This window comes from Pseudomonas sp. G166 (genome assembly GCF_037027455.2).
Classification (GTDB): domain Bacteria; phylum Pseudomonadota; class Gammaproteobacteria; order Pseudomonadales; family Pseudomonadaceae; genus Aquipseudomonas.
This window is the reverse complement of sequence record NZ_CP146985.1, coordinates 4,793,727-4,811,200: the sequence shown is the minus strand read 5'-3', so window position 1 is coordinate 4,811,200 and position 17,474 is coordinate 4,793,727. Positions and strand designations below refer to the sequence as shown.

At 60.8% G+C, this 17,474-nt stretch carries 18 protein-coding genes; 16 read left to right on the top strand and 2 right to left on the bottom strand.

The genetic code is table 11. The features are described 5' to 3' along the window. The first annotated feature begins 15 nt into the window (after positions 1 to 15). Positions 16 to 606, top strand: coding sequence for a nucleotidyltransferase family protein (locus SGN16_RS21060; protein ID WP_335945255.1), 591 nt, complete (start codon positions 16 to 18; stop codon positions 604 to 606). Between the two features lie 261 nt (positions 607 to 867). On the opposite strand, the gene rne is transcribed toward SGN16_RS21060, so the two are convergent. Further along, a complete protein-coding gene (gene rne / locus SGN16_RS21055; RefSeq protein WP_335945856.1) occupies positions 868 to 4,062 on the bottom strand; it encodes a ribonuclease E in 3,195 nt (1,064 codons plus the stop codon). A 700-nt stretch (positions 4,063 to 4,762) separates the two neighbouring features. Here rne and rluC point away from each other — a divergent pair. The 3 genes from rluC to SGN16_RS21040 are packed head-to-tail and all read left to right on the top strand — an operon-like array spanning position 4,763 to position 7,381. Next, a complete protein-coding gene (rluC, locus tag SGN16_RS21050; protein ID WP_210639817.1) occupies positions 4,763 to 5,719 on the top strand; it encodes a 23S rRNA pseudouridine(955/2504/2580) synthase RluC in 957 nt (318 codons plus the stop codon). Beyond that, a complete protein-coding gene (locus SGN16_RS21045; protein ID WP_210639816.1) occupies positions 5,709 to 6,371 on the top strand; it encodes an HAD-IA family hydrolase in 663 nt (220 codons plus the stop codon). The genes rluC and SGN16_RS21045 overlap by 11 nt, the downstream gene beginning before the upstream one ends. A gap of 20 nt (positions 6,372 to 6,391) precedes the next feature. Next, the gene (locus SGN16_RS21040) at positions 6,392 to 7,381 is read left to right on the top strand and encodes a S49 family peptidase (protein WP_210639815.1); all 990 of its coding nucleotides are present in this window, start codon (positions 6,392 to 6,394) and stop codon (positions 7,379 to 7,381) included. Between the two features lie 60 nt (positions 7,382 to 7,441). Here SGN16_RS21040 and SGN16_RS21035 read toward each other — a convergent pair whose 3' ends face one another. Beyond that, positions 7,442 to 8,020, bottom strand: a complete 579-nt coding sequence (locus SGN16_RS21035) for a nucleoside triphosphate pyrophosphatase (protein ID WP_335945855.1) — start codon at positions 8,018 to 8,020, stop codon at positions 7,442 to 7,444. A gap of 105 nt (positions 8,021 to 8,125) precedes the next feature. Between SGN16_RS21035 and SGN16_RS21030 the strand changes: the two genes are divergently transcribed. From SGN16_RS21030 to SGN16_RS20975, 12 genes are all read left to right on the top strand, one after another. After that, positions 8,126 to 8,653, top strand: coding sequence for a YceD family protein (locus SGN16_RS21030; RefSeq protein WP_003204262.1), 528 nt, complete (start codon positions 8,126 to 8,128; stop codon positions 8,651 to 8,653). A gap of 13 nt (positions 8,654 to 8,666) precedes the next feature. Continuing rightward, positions 8,667 to 8,849: a 50S ribosomal protein L32 gene (rpmF, locus tag SGN16_RS21025; protein WP_003179396.1), complete on the top strand. Its 183-nt coding sequence runs from the start codon at positions 8,667 to 8,669 to the stop codon at positions 8,847 to 8,849. A 3-nt stretch (positions 8,850 to 8,852) separates the two neighbouring features. After that, positions 8,853 to 9,863 carry a phosphate acyltransferase PlsX gene (gene plsX, locus SGN16_RS21020; protein ID WP_210639813.1) on the top strand — a complete coding sequence of 337 codons (1,011 nt, stop codon included), beginning with the start codon at positions 8,853 to 8,855 and terminating at the stop codon, positions 9,861 to 9,863. A 123-nt stretch (positions 9,864 to 9,986) separates the two neighbouring features. Beyond that, the gene (gene fabD / locus SGN16_RS21015; protein WP_210639812.1) at positions 9,987 to 10,925 is read left to right on the top strand and encodes an ACP S-malonyltransferase; all 939 of its coding nucleotides are present in this window, start codon (positions 9,987 to 9,989) and stop codon (positions 10,923 to 10,925) included. 15 nt (positions 10,926 to 10,940) lie between these two features. Continuing rightward, complete coding sequence (fabG, locus tag SGN16_RS21010; protein ID WP_335945854.1) at positions 10,941 to 11,684, top strand: 3-oxoacyl-ACP reductase FabG; 744 nt, start codon at positions 10,941 to 10,943, stop codon at positions 11,682 to 11,684. Positions 11,685 to 11,875: 191 nt separating this feature from the next. Beyond that, positions 11,876 to 12,112 carry an acyl carrier protein gene (acpP, locus tag SGN16_RS21005; protein ID WP_003175607.1) on the top strand — a complete coding sequence of 79 codons (237 nt, stop codon included), beginning with the start codon at positions 11,876 to 11,878 and terminating at the stop codon, positions 12,110 to 12,112. Between the two features lie 108 nt (positions 12,113 to 12,220). Then, entirely contained in the window at positions 12,221 to 13,465 is a 1,245-nt protein-coding gene (gene fabF / locus SGN16_RS21000) for a beta-ketoacyl-ACP synthase II (protein ID WP_210639810.1), read from the top strand. After that, positions 13,465 to 14,280: an aminodeoxychorismate lyase gene (gene pabC / locus SGN16_RS20995; protein WP_335945850.1), complete on the top strand. Its 816-nt coding sequence runs from the start codon at positions 13,465 to 13,467 to the stop codon at positions 14,278 to 14,280. Before fabF ends, pabC begins: the two co-directional genes overlap by 1 nt. 3 nt (positions 14,281 to 14,283) lie before the next feature. Then, on the top strand, positions 14,284 to 15,444 hold the full coding sequence (gene mltG / locus SGN16_RS20990; RefSeq protein WP_210639808.1) for an endolytic transglycosylase MltG: 1,161 nt from the start codon (positions 14,284 to 14,286) through the stop codon (positions 15,442 to 15,444). 19 nt (positions 15,445 to 15,463) lie between these two features. Continuing rightward, positions 15,464 to 16,096 (top strand): dTMP kinase, encoded by a 633-nt coding sequence (gene tmk, locus SGN16_RS20985; protein WP_335945849.1) that lies wholly within the window; start codon positions 15,464 to 15,466, stop codon positions 16,094 to 16,096. Beyond that, positions 16,089 to 17,075, top strand: a complete 987-nt coding sequence (locus tag SGN16_RS20980; RefSeq protein WP_210639806.1) for a DNA polymerase III subunit delta' — start codon at positions 16,089 to 16,091, stop codon at positions 17,073 to 17,075. The genes tmk and SGN16_RS20980 overlap by 8 nt, the downstream gene beginning before the upstream one ends. 42 nt (positions 17,076 to 17,117) lie before the next feature. Next, positions 17,118 to 17,474, top strand: coding sequence for a PilZ domain-containing protein (locus tag SGN16_RS20975; protein ID WP_135846462.1), 357 nt, complete (start codon positions 17,118 to 17,120; stop codon positions 17,472 to 17,474).

The following is a 17,474-nucleotide window of genomic DNA, read 5'->3' as shown; positions in this document are numbered from 1 at the left end:
GATGAGGAGGGGGGTATGTCCCTGTCGATTGGCGTGATCATTCTCGCGGCCGGATCGGGCAGCCGTTTCCGTCAGGTTGCGGGCCCGGACAAGGATAAATTGTTGGCCGATTGCACGGGGCGTGACGGCGCTGTCCGGTCAGTGATCGAGCAGGTGCTGGTGAATTTGCCCGCCGTCCTGGAAAAGCGCGTACTGGTGACCAGTAAGGACCGCCCGCAGGCTATTCGGATGGCCCAGGCCTACGGCTGCGATTTCGTGGAGCTGGATTCGCCCGGTTTGGGAGACAGCATTGCCGCCGGCGTCCGGGCTTGCCCGGACCTTGATGGCTGGCTGATGGTGCTGGGCGACATGCCGTTCATCCTGCCGTCGAGTATCGAGCAAGTGGTGGCGGCGATCCGTGAGGATGGCATCAGCGTGCCGGTTCTTGCCGGTGAATACGGGCATCCAGTGGGGTTTGGCCGTGCGTTTGGGCCGAAACTGATGGCATTGACCGGCGATCGGGGGGCCAAGGTATTGTTTGCCGGGGCGCAAGTGGTCGAAGTGCCGGTGGATGACCCAGGCGTGACGTGGGATGTTGATGTGCCTGAAGCACTGACCTTCAAATAACAGCCGCTGCAAAATCCCCTTGTGGGAGCGAGCTTGCTCGCGATAGCGATCAGGCATTCAGCATTGATGCAAGCTGACCCACCGCTATCGCGAGCAAGCTCGCTCCCACATTTTGATCTGTGGTGGACATTGATCGTATGAGCGCTGCCAAGCCCCTGTGGGAGCGAGCAAGCTCGCTCCCACAGGGTTGTGGATAAGTCCAGAGGCAATAAAAAGCCCCGCCTGGCATGACCAGGCGGGGCTTTTTACTGGGCGATGGAATCAGGCGTGAGGTTTAGGCTCGTGCTCTTTTTCCAAGGCTTCAATGTGACGCGGTGCGACTTCTTCAGCTTCAGCGGAGTGCTGAGGCTCGTCGATCACTGGCGCCGGTTCGGCAGCGGTTTGCGCGACCGGGGCAGGTGCTGCCTCGACTGCTTCGACGACGGGAGCTGGCTCGACGATGGCAGGCGCTTGAGCGGCGGCAGCGGCAGCTTGTTCGGCTTCCTTCTGCAGACGCTCGGCTTCACGCTTGCGACGGCGTACTTCGCGCGGATCGTTCGGCGCACGGCCGTTCGGGGTCAGGGCGCTGGTAGGCGCAGGCTCTTCTACTGGGGCCGGTGCTTCAACCACCACAGGCGCTTCGACCACTGGAGCAGGCTCGACCACTACTGGTTCGATCGCTTTCACTGGCTCGGGTGCCGGTTCTGGCTCGACGACAGGTGCCGGTGCAGCTGGCTCCGCGGTCCAGTTGAACGCAGTCTGCTCTTCACGGGCAGGCTCCGGTGCCTTTTCCTCGGCCGGTGCTTCGAATGCAGGCTCAGCGGCCAGCACTGGCTGCTCGACGACCGGTGCAGGCTCGGCGGCGGTTTCGGCTTCGGGCTGGGCTTCACGTGCCGGAGCGAGTTCCACTTCTGGCGAAGCGGTGGCTTCTACCGGGGTGGTGGCTTCGACCACGGGCGCTTCAACCGGCGCGTTTTCCACCACGGCGGTAGCGCGTTCGGCCTGCTCATTAGCCTGGGCTTCGGCGGGGGCGCTAATCGTGCTGCTGGCAACTGCCGCAGTCACGGCCAGGCCTGCAGCCAGATCCGCTGCGCTTGGCGCTTCGGCATTCTCGGTGGATTCGGATTCTTCCGAACCTTCGATCACATTGCCGTTGGCATCGCGTTGACGCTCACGACGGTTGCTGCGACGACGCTGGCCGCGGGAGCGGCGGCGCGGACGATCGCCTTCGGCGGTGTCCTGGCCGTCTTCCTGCAGTTGTTCCTCGGTGTTCAGCACTTCCTCTTCGCTAGCGGCGGCTGCCTGCTCGGCGCGAGGCTGACGCTCTTCACGTGGCGGACGCGGTGCGCGCTCTTCACGCGGCGGGCGAGCCGGACGCTCTTCAGCGGTGGCTGCAGCAGCGGCCGGGGCGGCATCCAGTGGCTCGCGCAATTCGCGAACACGTTCTTCACGCTCACCACGTGGCTTGCGATCTTCACGTGGGGCACGTGGCTGACGCTCTTCACGCGGCGGGCGCGGTGCGCGTTCTTCGCGGGCTACGGCTGGCGCTTCCTCACGGGCTTCGCGAGGCTGGCGTTCTTCACGCGGCTCACGTGGTGCGCGCTCTTCACGCGGTGCACGTTCTTCGCGGGGCTTGCGCTCTTCGTCACGACGACCGTTACGGTTGCGGGTCTGCTGGCGACCGTTACGGCGTTCCTCGTTGCGGGCAGGACGCTCGCTGGCGGCCGGCTTGGCGACAACGGCTGGCGCAGTTGGCTCTTCCTTGGTGGCGAACAGGCTGACCAGGGACTTCACCAGGCCTTTGAACAGGCTTGGCTCAGGCGCGGCGGCCGGTGTGGCAACCGGAGCGGCCACTTCGGTCGGAACCGGAGCGTTGGCGCGGGCCGGGGCTGTCTTGACCGCAGCTTCCTGGCGCACCAGGGTGCGGGTAGCGGCGGCTGGCTGGACTTCTTCCACTTCGGCAGCGGCAGCAGCGATTTCGTAGCTGGACTGGTTGGTGTGGGCTTCCGGGCTGTCATCGCGCAGGCGCTGCACTTCGAAGTGCGGCGTCTCGAGGTGATCGTTCGGCAGGATGACGATGCGGGCCCGGGTGCGCAGTTCGATCTTGGTGATCGAATTGCGTTTTTCGTTGAGCAGGAACGCGGCCACTGGGATCGGCACCTGGGCGCGAACTTCGGCGGTGCGGTCTTTCAGGGCTTCTTCTTCGATCAGGCGCAGGATCGCCAGGGACAGCGATTCGACATCACGAATGATGCCGGTGCCGTTGCAGCGTGGGCAGACGATGCCGCTGCTTTCGCCCAGGGATGGACGCAGGCGCTGACGGGACATTTCCAGCAGGCCGAAGCGCGAGATACGGCCAACCTGTACACGGGCACGGTCGGCTTCCAGGCATTCGCGGACTTTTTCTTCCACGGCGCGCTGGTTCTTGGCCGGGGTCATGTCGATGAAGTCGATGACGATCAGGCCGCCGATGTCGCGCAGGCGCAACTGACGGGCGATTTCTTCGGCGGCTTCAAGGTTGGTCTGCAGGGCGGTTTCTTCGATGTCGCTGCCTTTGGTGGCACGCGCCGAGTTGATGTCGATGGACACCAGGGCTTCGGTCGGATCGATGACGATGGAGCCGCCGGACGGCAGTTCGACGACACGCTGGAAAGCGGTTTCGATCTGGCTTTCGATCTGGAAACGGTTGAACAGCGGAACGCTGTCTTCGTAGAGCTTGATCTTGCTGGCGTACTGCGGCATCACCTGGCGAATGAAGGTCAGGGCTTCGTCCTGGGCTTCGACGCTGTCGATCAGCACTTCGCCGATGTCCTGGCGCAGGTAATCGCGGATGGCGCGGATGATCACGTTGCTTTCCTGGTAGATCAGGAATGGCGCGGAGCGATCCAGCGAGGCTTCTTTGATGGCAGTCCACAGTTGCAGCAGGTAGTCGAGGTCCCACTGCATTTCTTCGCTGCTGCGGCCAAGGCCGGCGGTGCGAACGATCAGACCCATGTCGGCGGGGGCAACCAGGCCGTTCAGGGCTTCGCGCAATTCGTTGCGCTCTTCGCCTTCGATGCGGCGGGAGATGCCACCGGCACGCGGGTTGTTCGGCATCAGGACCAGGTAACGGCCGGCCAGGCTGATGAAAGTGGTCAGGGCGGCGCCCTTGTTGCCACGTTCTTCTTTCTCGACCTGAACGATGACTTCCTGGCCTTCGCTCAGTACGTCCTTGATGTTGACACGGCCTTCAGGGGCTTTCTTGAAGTATTCGCGGGAGATTTCTTTGAGGGGCAGGAAGCCGTGGCGCTCGGAGCCGAAATCGACAAAGGCAGCCTCAAGGCTTGGTTCGATGCGAGTAATCCGGCCTTTATAGATGTTGGCCTTCTTCTGCTCGCGTGCACCGGATTCGATATCCAGGTCGTAGAGGCGCTGGCCATCTACCAGTGCAACACGCAACTCTTCGGGTTGAGTTGCGTTAATCAGCATTCTTTTCATGTAGTACCGTCGGTTTCCGGGCTGCCGGAAACGGCGTTCGGCACACACGACTTCTCACGGTCGGTGTCAGGTGCGTCATGGAAGTGGCCGGGCCACTCCAGTGTCCAGCGAGTTCGACCCAATGATGGCGAAGTCGCGACGGACGCGTCCTGCTTGCTGGCTAATTCAAGCACTCAGTCAGGAGGAGGAATCAACCGGCGCCTGTGGACGAGATGAAGCGTCTAAATATAAGCCTAGTGCTACACAGTCCGACGGTTGTACATCTCCACCCTACACGTATCCCTGATAATCGGGTGCTGCCGCGCGCAGAATCCGCAGCGGGTTGGCATTTACCGTGAGCTCCGGAAGGGGAGGTCACGCATCATGGCTAATTTAGGCGTTGTTTCCGAAGCTCTCGCTCGGGGTCGTTCGTAGCTGACTGCACTTTGTGAACTGGCCGTGAATATGGCGCGCAAGGCGAGTCAAAACTCTGCTTTGCCGCGTATTTCAGGCCTCATGTCACCTGCGCTCGTTACACCTGCAAACTCTACCGTTACGTCGCGAAAGCCCCGTAGGACGGCCTCTCGTCCTCGTGAATTGCGTTGGTCAGGGCCGGTTTTTGACCGTTAGTCCGCTGTCCAGCCACTTTTGGCGGCGTTCGCGACTATAGCAGCAATGATTAAGTGCTTCAATTCCATAAAAAATTGTTATGATCGCCGCCATGACAACTATTGCCCCTTCGACCCCTGGCGTTCAACTGCTCGAGGTCTCGCCGGAATATGCCGGCCAACGAATCGATAATTTCCTGCTGGCCCGGCTCAAAGGCGTGCCCAAGACTTTGATTTACCGCATTTTGCGCAAAGGCGAAGTGCGGGTGAACAAAGGCCGGATCAAGCCCGAATACAAGCTCCAGGCCGGCGATATCGTGCGCGTGCCGCCGGTACGCGTGCCCGAGCGCGATGAACCGGTGCCCTTGGCCCAGGGCCTGCTGCAGCGCCTCGAGGCTTCGATCGTCTTTGAAGACAAGGCCCTGATCGTGATCAACAAGCCCGCGGGCATTGCGGTTCACGGCGGTAGCGGCCTGAATTTCGGCGTGATCGAAGCCTTTCGTCAGTTGCGTCCCGACGCCAAGGAGTTGGAGCTGGTCCATCGCCTGGACCGCGACACCTCCGGCCTGTTGATGATCGCCAAGAAGCGCAGCATGTTGCGCCACTTGCACGAACAGTTGCGCGGTGATGGCGTCGACAAGCGCTACATGGCATTGGTGCGTGGTCGCTGGGATACGTCCATCAAGCAAGTCCGTGCGCCGCTGCTCAAGAGCAACCTGCGTTCCGGCGAACGCATGGTGGAGGTCAACGAGGAGGGCAAGGAGGCATTGACGGTGTTCAAGGTACTGCGCCGCTTCGGTGACTTCGCCACTCTGGTCGAGGCCAAGCCGGTGACGGGGCGTACCCACCAGATCCGTGTCCATACCCTGCACGCCGGGCATTGCATCGCCGGTGACAGCAAATATGGCGATGACGATTTCACCAAGGAAATCCGTGACCTGGGCGGCAAGCGCCTGTTCCTCCATGCCTACATGCTTACCGTGCCGCTGCCTGACGGTGGCGAGCTGAAACTGCAGGCTCCCGTGGATGACATGTGGGCCAAGACCGTGGAGCGGTTGAGTGCATCCTGACTACAAGCTGCTGATTTTCGATTGGGACGGCACTCTGGCCAATTCCATTGGTCGGATCGTGGAGTCGATGCATGTCGCGTCGGATCGTACGGGTTTTGCCCGGCGTGATGACTTTGCGGTCAAAGGCATCATTGGCCTGGGTTTGCCAGAAGCCATTCGTAGCCTGTATCCGGAGATTGGTGACGATGAGTTGGTGGTTTTTCGCCAGCATTACGCCGATCACTACATTGCTTTGGAGGCCGAGCCTTCGCCTTTGTTCGATGGTGTGGTCAACACCCTTGAAGTCCTGCGAGCCGAGGGTTATCACTTGGCTGTCGCGACCGGCAAGGCCCGTCGTGGGTTGGATCGGGTATTGAAATCCCATGGTTGGGATGATTATTTCGATGTCACCCGTGCGGCGGATGAAACCGCCAGCAAGCCGCATCCGCTGATGCTTGAGCAGATACTTGCGCATTGCGAGGTGCGGCCGGAGCAGGCATTGATGGTGGGGGACTCGTCGTTCGATCTGCAAATGGCACGCAACGCCGGCATGGGGTCGGTGGCTGTCAGCTATGGCGCGCAGTCCATCGAGGCGCTCCGGGCATTCGAGCCGCGACTGGCGATCGATCATTTTCCTGAATTGCACGCCTGGCTGAGCCGGCGCACCGATTAAAGTCTGTTGAGGATGCATGTATGACCGATGAATGGAAGGCACCGGCCAAGGCGAGCGCTGACAACGGTGACGATAAAAGCTGGAAATTACTGGAAAAAACCTTGTTGGCCGGGGTGGAGGAGCAGCGTCGTGCGCGCCGCTGGGGGATCTTCTTCAAGTGCCTGGTCTTCATTTATCTGTTTTTCGGCTTGGCGATGATTTTCCAGGCGCTTGACGGGAAGAAGAGTCCAGGAGGTGGTGCGGCCTATACGGCGGTCATCGACATCGAGGGCATGATTGCCGACAAGGAAGCGGCCAGCGCGGACAACATCATCGGTAGCCTGCGAGCTGCGTTCGAAGATTCGAAAGTCAAAGGGGTGGTGCTGCGCATCAACAGTCCGGGTGGCAGCCCGGTGCAGGCTGGCTACGTCTATGACGAAATCGTCCGCTTGCGTGCCGCGCATCCGGATATCAAGGTCTACGCGGTGATTTCCGATCTTGGCGCCTCCGGTGCCTATTACATCGCCAGTGCGGCGGATCAGATCTATGCCGATAAGGCCAGTCTGGTGGGCTCCATTGGTGTGACTGCGGCCGGTTATGGCTTTGTCGAGACGCTGGGCAAGCTCGGGGTGGAGCGCAGGGTCTACACCGCAGGCGAGCACAAATCCTTCCTTGATCCGTTCCAGCCGCAGAAGCCGGAGGAAACGGCGTTCTGGCAGGGTGTGCTCGACACTACCCACAAGCAGTTCATCGCCAGCGTCAAGAAGGGCAGGGGCGAGCGGCTGAAAGACAAGGAGCATCCGGAATTGTTCTCCGGTCTGGTCTGGTCTGGCGAGCAGGCATTGCCGCTGGGGCTGATCGACGGATTGGGCAGTGCCAGTTCGGTGGCTCGAGATGTGATCGGCGAGAAGGAATTGGTGGATTTCACTATCGAAGAGTCGCCGATTGACCGCTTCTCGAAAAAGCTGGGCGCCAGCATCGCCGAGCACCTGGCAATGTGGATGGGCTTCCAGGGGCCAGCGTTGCGCTGATTGCTTTGGGGCTTGAGCGCAGGGGAGGGCTGATGCCGTCCCCTGTGACGAGGTTCTGCCTCAAGGCACCAGTACGTCCTCGGCCAGCAACATATCCACAAGGCGAATCAGTGGCAGGCCAACCAGACTGGTGGCGTCCGGGCCTTCGGTGCTCTGGAACAGGCTCACGCCAAGCCCCTCGGCCTTGAAGCTGCCCGCGCAGTCATACGGTTGCTCGGCCCGCAGGTAGCGTTCGACCCGTTCTGGGTCCAGCGAGCGCATATTCACGGTAAACGGAACGCAATCGACCTGGCAGGCGCCGGTCTGGCTGTTGAGCAGTGCCAGGCCGGTCAGGAAGGTCACCTTGGCGCCGCTGGCGGCCAGCAGTTGTTCGCGAGCATTCTCGAAGGTATGGGGCTTGCCCAGGATGCGTTCGCCGAGCACGGCTACCTGGTCTGAACCGATGATCAGGTGCGCCGGGTGGCTGCCTGCCAGTGCCAAGGCTTTTTCCCGGGCCAGGCGTTTTACCAGTTCGATGGCGGGCTCGCCGGGGCGGTGGCTTTCGTCGATATCCGGCGAGCTGCAGACGAACGGTAGTCTCAGGCGGGCGAGTAATTCGCGCCGATAGACCGAGCTGGAGGCAAGTAATAAAGGCAGCATGGGCATCTCCAAAAGGCAGGGGGGAATTCTAGCGAGGCGCGCAAGTAACGGACAGGGCTGAATTTCCTTTGACATGGCCGGGTGCATCCCTATAATGCTGCGCCTATGTTGAATGACCCGATTCCACCTCACGTTGACCCGCGCAAATTGGCTGATCGTGGCACCACCCTCCAAGGTGAACTGCTGCTGGCCGATTTGAAGAGACTCTGCGACCCGCTTTCCGACGATGTCGGTACGGTCCAGGCCAAATTCGTTTTTGAACGAGATGAACGTAAATCTGTGGTGATCCACAGCTTTATCGACACTGAAGTCAAAATGGTTTGCCAGCGTTGTCTTGAGCTGGTCACCCTGCCGATCCACAGCGAATGCAGTTACGCCGTGGTGAAGGAGGGTGCGAATACCCAGTCGTTGCCGAAAGGTTATGACGTGCTGGAACTGGGCGAAGATCCATTGGATCTGCAGTCACTGATCGAGGAGGAGCTTCTGCTCGCCTTGCCCATTGTGCCTGCTCATCATCCGGAAGAATGCCAGCAGCCGGCGGGAGCAGATGAGCCCGAACCGAGCGAGGACGAGGTAACGCGGTCCAACCCGTTCAGTGTATTGGCGCAGTTAAAGCGTGACCCAAACGTTTAGGAGTTAATCAATTATGGCTGTTCAGCAGAACAAAAAATCCCGCTCTGCCCGTGACATGCGCCGTTCGCACGACGCTCTCGAGGCTAGCACCCTGTCCGTAGAAAAAACCACCGGTGAAGTTCACCTGCGTCACCACGTATCGCCAGAAGGCGTATACCGTGGTCGCAAAGTGATCGACAAGGGCGCTGACGAGTAATCCTTGTCTGCTCAAGTCATCGCGATTGACGCAATGGGCGGGGACTTCGGTCCCCGCAGCATTGTTCAGGCCAGCCTTGCTTGTCTGAATGCTACGCCCTCGCTGCACCTGACCCTTGTCGGTCAACCCTCCCTCCTGGAAGAAATGCTCAATGGCCAGTCGGCTGTGGATCGCTCGCGCCTGACGATTGCGCCAGCGTCCGAAGTGATTGCCATGGACGAAAAGCCGGCCCAGGCCCTGCGCAGCAAGCCTGACGCGTCGATGCGGGTGGCCCTCGAGCTGCTGCGAGATGGCAAGGTCCAGGCGTGTGTCAGTGCGGGCAATACCGGTGCGCTGATGGCGCTGTCTCGCTATGTGCTCAAGACGTTGCCAGGGATCGATCGGCCGGCGATGGTTGCGGCAATCCCGACCCAGCGCGGTTTTTGTCAATTGCTCGATCTGGGTGCCAACGTCGATTGCAGCGCCGAACATCTGCTGCAGTTCGCCGTGATGGGTTCGGTGGCGGCCGAAACCCTGGGCGTCGTGCGCCCTCGCGTGGCGTTGCTCAATATCGGCACCGAGGACATCAAGGGCAACCAGCAGGTCAAGCTGGCTGCCACGTTGTTGCAGGGCGCGCGCGGTATCAACTACATCGGTTTCGTCGAGGGCGATGGCTTGTATCGCGGCGAGGCGGATGTGGTGGTGTGTGATGGTTTCGTCGGCAACATCCTGCTCAAGTCCAGCGAAGGCCTGGCGACCATGATCGCTGAGCGAATCGAGACGTTGTTTCGCCAGAGCCTGGCATCGCGGGTGGTCGGCGCATTGGCGCTGCCGTTGATGCGGCGACTGCAGGCGGATCTGGCGCCGGCTCGACACAACGGCGCCAGTTTCCTTGGGTTGCAGGGCATTGTGATCAAGAGCCACGGTTCGGCAGGCGTGCAGGGCTTTCAAAGCGCGATTAACCGGGCGGTGATCGAGATCCAGGAAAACCTGCCCGAGCGTCTGCATGGTCGCCTCGAAGATTTGTTAACTTAGGCGTTTTCGTCCGACAATGCTTAAATGTGACCGGTCGGTTCAACCGGCCATCCAACTGTCAGTTTCCTAGCGCCCCCAGGGGCGTCAATTTTTGACGACAAGATCATTAGGGGCTTTGTTTTCATGTCTGCTTCCCTCGCATTCGTCTTTCCAGGACAGGGTTCGCAGTCCCTCGGCATGCTGGCCGAGCTGGGCGCGCAATACCCGCTGATCCTCGAAACATTCAAAGAAGCTTCCGATGCACTCGGCTACGACCTGTGGGCGCTGACCCAGCAAGGGCCGGAAGAGCAACTCAATCAAACCGATAAAACCCAGCCGGCCATCCTGACCGCCTCGATCGCGCTCTGGCGTCTGTGGCTGGCTGAGGGTGGCGCGCGCCCGGCGTTTGTCGCCGGTCACAGCCTGGGCGAATACAGCGCCCTCGTGGCAGCCGGCAGCCTGAGCCTGGGCGATGCGGTGAAGCTGGTGGAGCGTCGTGGCCAACTGATGCAGGAGGCTGTTCCGGCCGGGCAGGGCGGCATGGCCGCGATCCTCGGCCTGGAAGATGCCGATGTGCTGGCAGCCTGTGCCGAAGCCGCTCAAGGTGATGTGGTCAGCGCGGTCAACTTCAACTCGCCGGGCCAGGTGGTGATCGCCGGTGCCAAGGCTGCTGTCGAGCGCGCCATCGAAGGTTGCAAGGCTCGTGGTGCCAAGCGCGCCATGCCGCTACCGGTCAGCGTGCCGTCGCACTGTGAACTGATGCGCCCGGCCGCTGAGCGTTTTGCCGAGTCCATCGCCGCCATCGATTGGCAGGCGCCACAGATTCCCGTGGTGCAGAACGTCAGCGCCAATGTCGCGGCGGATCTCGAGACCCTCAAGCGCGACCTGCTGGAACAACTCTACAAACCGGTTCGTTGGGTCGAATCGGTGCAGACCCTGGCAGCCAAGGGCGCGACCGAACTGGTCGAGTGCGGCCCTGGCAAAGTGCTGGCCGGTCTGAACAAACGCTGCGCCGAAGGCGTATCGACTTCCAACCTCAATACCCCAGACGCTTTCGCTGCCACCCGTGCAGCACAAGCCTGAACAGGAGAAGCTTGCATGAGTCTGCAAGGTAAAGTTGCACTGGTGACCGGTGCAAGCCGTGGCATCGGCCAGGCCATTGCCCTGGAACTGGGTCGTCAAGGCGCCATCGTCGTGGGCACCGCGACTTCCGCTTCGGGCGCCGAGCGCATCGCCGCGACCCTGAAGGAAAACGATATTCAAGGCACCGGCCTGGAATTGAATGTCACCAGCGACGAATCTGTTGCGGCGGTGTTGGCAAGCATTCAGGAGCAGTTCGGCGCGCCGGCGATCCTGGTCAATAATGCCGGTATCACCCGCGATAACTTGATGATGCGCATGAAAGATGACGAATGGTTCGACGTGATCGACACCAACCTGAACAGCCTGTACCGGCTGTCCAAGGGGGTTCTGCGCGGCATGACCAAGGCTCGTTGGGGGCGAATTATCAGTATTGGTTCGGTTGTGGGTGCCATGGGCAACGCAGGCCAAGTAAACTATGCTGCGGCGAAGGCCGGTCTGGAAGGTTTCAGCCGTGCACTGGCGCGTGAAGTGGGTTCGCGCTCGATTACGGTAAACTCGGTAGCCCCGGGTTTTATCGACACCGACATGACCCGTGAACTGCCGGAAGCACAGCGTGAAGCATTGCAGACACAAATTCCGCTGGGTCGTCTGGGGCAAGCTCAAGAAATCGCGTCTGTGGTCGCTTTTCTTGCATCGGACGGTGCGGCATACGTGACCGGGGCTACAATCCCGGTAAACGGCGGGATGTACATGAGTTAAATGTGACGGATTGCTTCAAAAAAATGTCATACGAGCTGTCTAAAATCCGTTATAAAGCTGCAATCAATTTATAGACGGCGGGCCGCGGGGTTTGAGGAGTGAAGCTTTCGGTTGAAAAACCGAAAAGTTCTTCTATACACTTACCCACCGGCCAGCTGCCTGAATTTGTCCATTAGGAGTGAAAACAAGGTATGAGCACCATCGAAGAGCGCGTCAAGAAAATCGTTGCCGAGCAACTGGGCGTTAAAGAAGAAGAAGTTGTGAACACCGCTTCCTTCGTTGAAGACCTGGGTGCCGACTCCCTTGACACCGTTGAGCTGGTGATGGCTCTGGAAGAGGAATTCGAGACCGAAATCCCTGACGAAGAAGCTGAGAAGATCACTACTGTACAAGCTGCTATCGACTACGTTACCAGCCACCAGGCGTAATTGTTTTTAGTCGTCGCTAGCTGTCATGGAAAAACCGCACTGCCATCACGGCGTGCGGTTTTTTCTTTAGGCCTGATGCAAAGTCGTCATTAGAAAAAGGAGAGTGCTGTGTCGCGTAGACGCGTCGTAGTCACCGGTATGGGTATGTTGTCGCCACTGGGCACGGATGTGCCAAGCAGCTGGCAGGGCATTCTGGCTGGCCGCAGTGGCATTGGTCTGATCGAACACACCGACCTTTCTGCCTATTCCACCCGTTTTGGCGGCTCGGTAAAGGGCTTCAATGTCGAGGAATACCTGTCGGTCAAGGAAGCCCGCAAACTTGACCTGTTCATTCAATACGGCCTGGCAGCCGGTTTCCAGGCGGTGCGTAACGCTGGCCTGGAAGTCACCGATGCCAACCGTGAACGCATCGGCGTGGCCATGGGCTCGGGTATTGGCGGTCTGACCAATATCGAGGAAACCAGCCGCACGCTGCACGAGTCGGGGCCGCGACGGATTTCTCCGTTCTTTGTACCGGGCTCGATCATCAACATGATTTCCGGTTTCCTGTCCATCCACCTGGGTGCCCAGGGACCTAACTACGCCATTGCCACGGCGTGCACCACCGGGACCCACTGCATCGGCATGGCCGCGCGCAACATCATGTACGACGAAGCCGACGTGATGATTGCCGGCGGCGCCGAAATGGCAGCTTGCGGCTTGGGCATGGGTGGCTTCGGTGCCTCCCGTGCGTTGTCCACCCGCAACGATGAACCGGCCCGGGCGAGCCGCCCGTGGGACAAGGGGCGCGATGGCTTTGTGCTGTCCGACGGTGCCGGTGCGTTGGTACTTGAAGAGCTGGAACATGCCAAGGCACGTGGTGCGACCATCTATGCCGAACTGATCGGCTTTGGTACCAGTGGCGACGCCTACCACATGACGTCGCCACCGGCCGACGGTGCCGGTGCTGCCCGTTGTATCGCCAACGCCTTGCGTGACGCGAAAATCAACGGTGAGCAGGTCCAGTACATCAATGCCCACGGCACTTCGACCCCGGCTGGCGATTTGGCCGAAGCCCAGGCGATCAAGACCGTGTTCGGCGAGCACGCCTACAAGCTGGCGGTCAGCTCGACCAAGTCCATGACCGGTCACCTGCTGGGTGCGGCAGGGGCGGTGGAAGCGATCTTCAGCGTCCTGGCGATCAACAGCCAGACCGCGCCGCCGACCATCAACCTCGATGAGCCGGACGAAGGCTGCGACCTGGACTTCGTGCCGCACACCGCCCGCGGCATGGACATCGATGTGGTGTTGTCCAACTCCTTCGGCTTTGGTGGGACCAACGGCTCGCTGGTGTTCCGCCGGTTCGCCGGTTGATGGAAAGCTGGGTCGACGGTCAACCGGCCGACGTCCTGTCGCTGAAAGATCGCGGCCTGGCTTACGGCGATGGGTTGTTTGAAACCATCGCTGTGCGCAAGGGCGGGCCAGTGTTGCTGGACCGTCATCTGCAACGCCTGGAAGCAGGTTGCCGGCGCTTGGCGCTCAAGGTCGACATGACCGCGTTGAGTACTGAGCTGGGTGCCTACGCTCGGTGCCTGGGCGACGGCGTGCTGAAGCTGATCGTGACCCGTGGGGACAGCTTGCGCGGTTATGCCGCTGATCCCTCGGCCACGGCCCGGCGCATCCTGCAAGGGAGCCCGTCGGCCGCTTATCCCGCGGCCCACGCCGAACAAGGCATTCGCCTGTTTCCTTGCACCGTGCGCTTGTCCGAGCAGCCCTTGCTCGCCGGCCTCAAACATCTCAATCGCCTTGAACAAGTGCTGGCCCGTGCTGAATGGGCCGACTCGGAACATGCCGAAGGCTTGATGCTGGATACGTCCGGACGGGTGATCGAAGGTGTCTTCAGCAACCTGTTCCTGGTGCGCGACGGTGTGTTGGTCACAGCGGATCTGAGCCGTTGCGGCGTGGCCGGCGTGATGCGTGCAGAATTATTGTTTCAAGCCGAGTCTCAAGGCATTGCCACGCAAATCACTGACATTAGCCTCGAACAACTGCAACAGGCCGATGAAGTCTTCGTCTGCAACAGCGTTTATGGCGTGTGGCCAGTGTTCGCATGTGGTTCGACGCGCTGGTCGGTTGGGCCGCTCACCCGTAAACTGCAGACCCTTGCCCGCGCGCTATTGGATGTTTGATTCGTGAGACGTAAATTCTTGCTGCTGCTGGAAACCGGACTGGTTCTGGCAGGGCTGTTGTTGGGCGCTTCGGCCTGGAAAATCCATTCGGCGCTGCTACAGCCGCTGAACATCACCCAGGAAGAACTGCTGGACGTACCCAACGGGACCACCCCGACCGGAACCCTCAAGCGCCTCGAAGCCGACGGCCTGATCAAGGACGCCTTCTGGTTGCGGGTCTATTGGCGCTTCAATCTCGCCGACCAGCCATTGCACTCCGGTGAATATCGGATGGTCCCAGGCATGACGATGGAAGGCCTGATCGGTGTCTGGAAACGCGGGGATGTGGTGCAGTACAGCGTGACGCTGGTGGAAGGCTGGAACTTCCGTCAGGTCCGTGCGGCGCTGGCCAAGGATGAAAAACTCCAGCAGACCCTCACCGGCCTGAGCGACAGCCAGGTGATGGAGCGTCTTGGTCATTCTGGGGTATTTCCCGAGGGCCGGTTTTTTCCGGACACCTATCGCTTTGTGCGCGGTACATCGGATGCCGACCTGCTGAAAAAAGCCTATGACCGACTGGAAGATGTGCTGGCCAGAGAGTGGGAGCAGCGTGCCGCCGATGTACCTTATACCCAACCCTATCAGGCCCTGATCATGGCGTCCTTGGTGGAAAAGGAAACCGGTGTGCCCCAGGAGCGTGGGCAGATCGCCGGCGTGTTCGTGCGGCGCATGCGCCTGGGCATGCTGCTGCAAACCGACCCCACGGTGATCTACGGTTTGGGCGAGCGCTACACGGGCAAGCTCACCCGTGCCCATCTCAAAGAAGAAAATCCGTACAACACCTATTTGATTCCGGGCCTGCCACCAACGCCGATTGCGATGGTGGGGCGCGAGGCGATTCACGCGGCGTTGAACCCCGCGTCGGGGAACAGCCTTTACTTTGTCGCCCGCGGTGATGGCAGCCACGTGTTCTCCGATGACCTGGACGCGCACAACAACGCCGTGCGTGAATTCCAACTCAAGCGTCGCGCTGACTATCGCTCCAGCCCGGCTCCGGCCACGCCGGACGAGCAGGCGCCGATTCCCGCCGCATCGCCCGATACCGCGCCCGAGGCTGTGCCCCAGGTACCTGCAGAGCAACCTGCCCCGGAACCGAATGCCAGCGAGCCGCCGAGCGCGCAATGACTTTGATTAAGGATCGCCTGTGACTGGCTTGTTTATAACGCTCGAAGGCCCCGAAGGCGCCGGCAAGAGCACCAACCGCGAATACTTGGCCGAACGCCTGCGGGCCGCCGGCATCGAGGTGGTACTGACCCGCGAACCCGGCGGCACGCCGCTGGCCGAGCGGATTCGCGAGGTGCTGCTGGCGCCAATTGAAGAAGTCATGAATCCCGACACCGAGCTATTGCTGGTGTTCGCGGCGCGGGCGCAGCATTTGGCCGAAGTGATTCGCCCGGCGCTGGCCCGTGGCGCGGTGGTGCTCTGCGACCGTTTTACCGATTCCACCTACGCCTATCAGGGCGGTGGTCGGGGCCTGTCCCTGGAGCGTATCGCCGCGCTGGAGACCTTCGTCCAGGGCGACCTGCGACCGGACCTGACCCTGGTGTTCGATCTACCGGTGGAAATCGGCCTGGCCCGTGCCAGCGCCCGGGGGCGCTTGGACCGTTTTGAGCTCGAGGGCCAGGATTTTTTCAACGCGGTGCGCAATGCCTTCCTGAGTCGTGCCAAGGCCGATCCAGCGCGATACCTGTTGATCGACGCCGCTCAACCGCTGACGCAGGTCCAGCAGTCCCTGGACAGCTTGCTGCCGCGTTTGCTGGAGCGTGCCCGTGGCTGAAGCCTATCCCTGGCAGGACGGCCTCTGGCAGCAGCTTGCCGGTCGTGCCCAGCATGCCCATGCCTATCTGCTGCACGGCCCGGTCGGCATTGGCAAGCGAGCGCTGGCTGAACGCCTGATGGCCAGCCTGCTGTGCCAACGTCCGGGAGTCTCGAACGCCTGTGGTGAATGCAAGTCCTGCCTGCTGCTCAAGGCTGGCAGCCATCCCGACAATTACGTACTGGAGCCGGAAGAGGCCGACAAGGCAATCAAGGTCGACCAGGTGCGTGACCTGGTCAGCTTCGTGGTCCAGACCGCACAGATGGGGGGGCGCAAAGTGGTGCTGATCGAGCCGGTCGAGTCGATGAACATCAATGCCGCCAACGCCTTGCTCAAGAGTCTGGAAGAGCCTTCCGGCGACACCGTACTGTTGTTGGTCAGCCACCAGCCGAGCCGTTTGCTGCCAACGATCAAGAGCCGTTGTGTGCAACAGGCCTGCCCGCTGCCGAGCGAGGCGATGAGTCTGCAATGGCTGGCCCAGGCTTTGCCCGACAGCTCCGATGAAGAACGTATCGAATTGCTGACCCTGGCTGCCGGGTCGCCCTTGGCGGCTGTCAGCCTGCAAGCCCAGGGCGTGCGCGAGCAGCGGGCGTTGGTGGTGGACGGTGTGAAAAAACTGCTCAAGCAGCAGCAATCCCCGACGCAACTGGCTGAAGGCTGGAATGCCATCCCGTTGTTGTTGCTGTTTGACTGGTTTTGCGACTGGTCGAGCCTGATCCTGCGCTACCAGCTCACCGAGGACGAGGCCGGCCTGGGGTTGGCGGACATGCGCAAGGTGATCCAGTACCTGGCGCAAAAAAGCAGCCAGGACAAAATCTTGAACATTCAGGACTGGATTCTTGCCCAACGTCAGAAGGTGCTGAGCAAGGCGAATCTCAATCGGGTGTTGCTGCTCGAGGCGCTGTTGGTGCAGTGGGCGAGTTTGCCTGGTCGAAACTGACAGACACGGCCTAAACTCAGCTCAATTGCAGCGGAGATCAGCATGAACGAACCTGTCAGTCCTGGGCCACGCAATGGCATCCTGTCCCTGACGATCAAGGATAAGTCGGTGCTTTACGCCGCCTACATGCCCTTCATCAAGAACGGCGGCCTGTTCATTCCCACCAACAAGAATTATCGCCTGGGCGATGAGGTGTTCATGCTGTTGAGCCTGATGGATGAGCCGGAGAAGATCCCGGTTGCCGGCAAGGTGATCTGGATGACCCCCAAAGGTGCCCAGGGCAACCGTGCCGCTGGCGTTGGCGTGCAGTTCAATGACGGCGACAATGTGGCCCGCAATCAGATCGAAACCCACCTGGCCGGAACCCTGAAGTCCGACCGTCCCACCCATACGATGTAG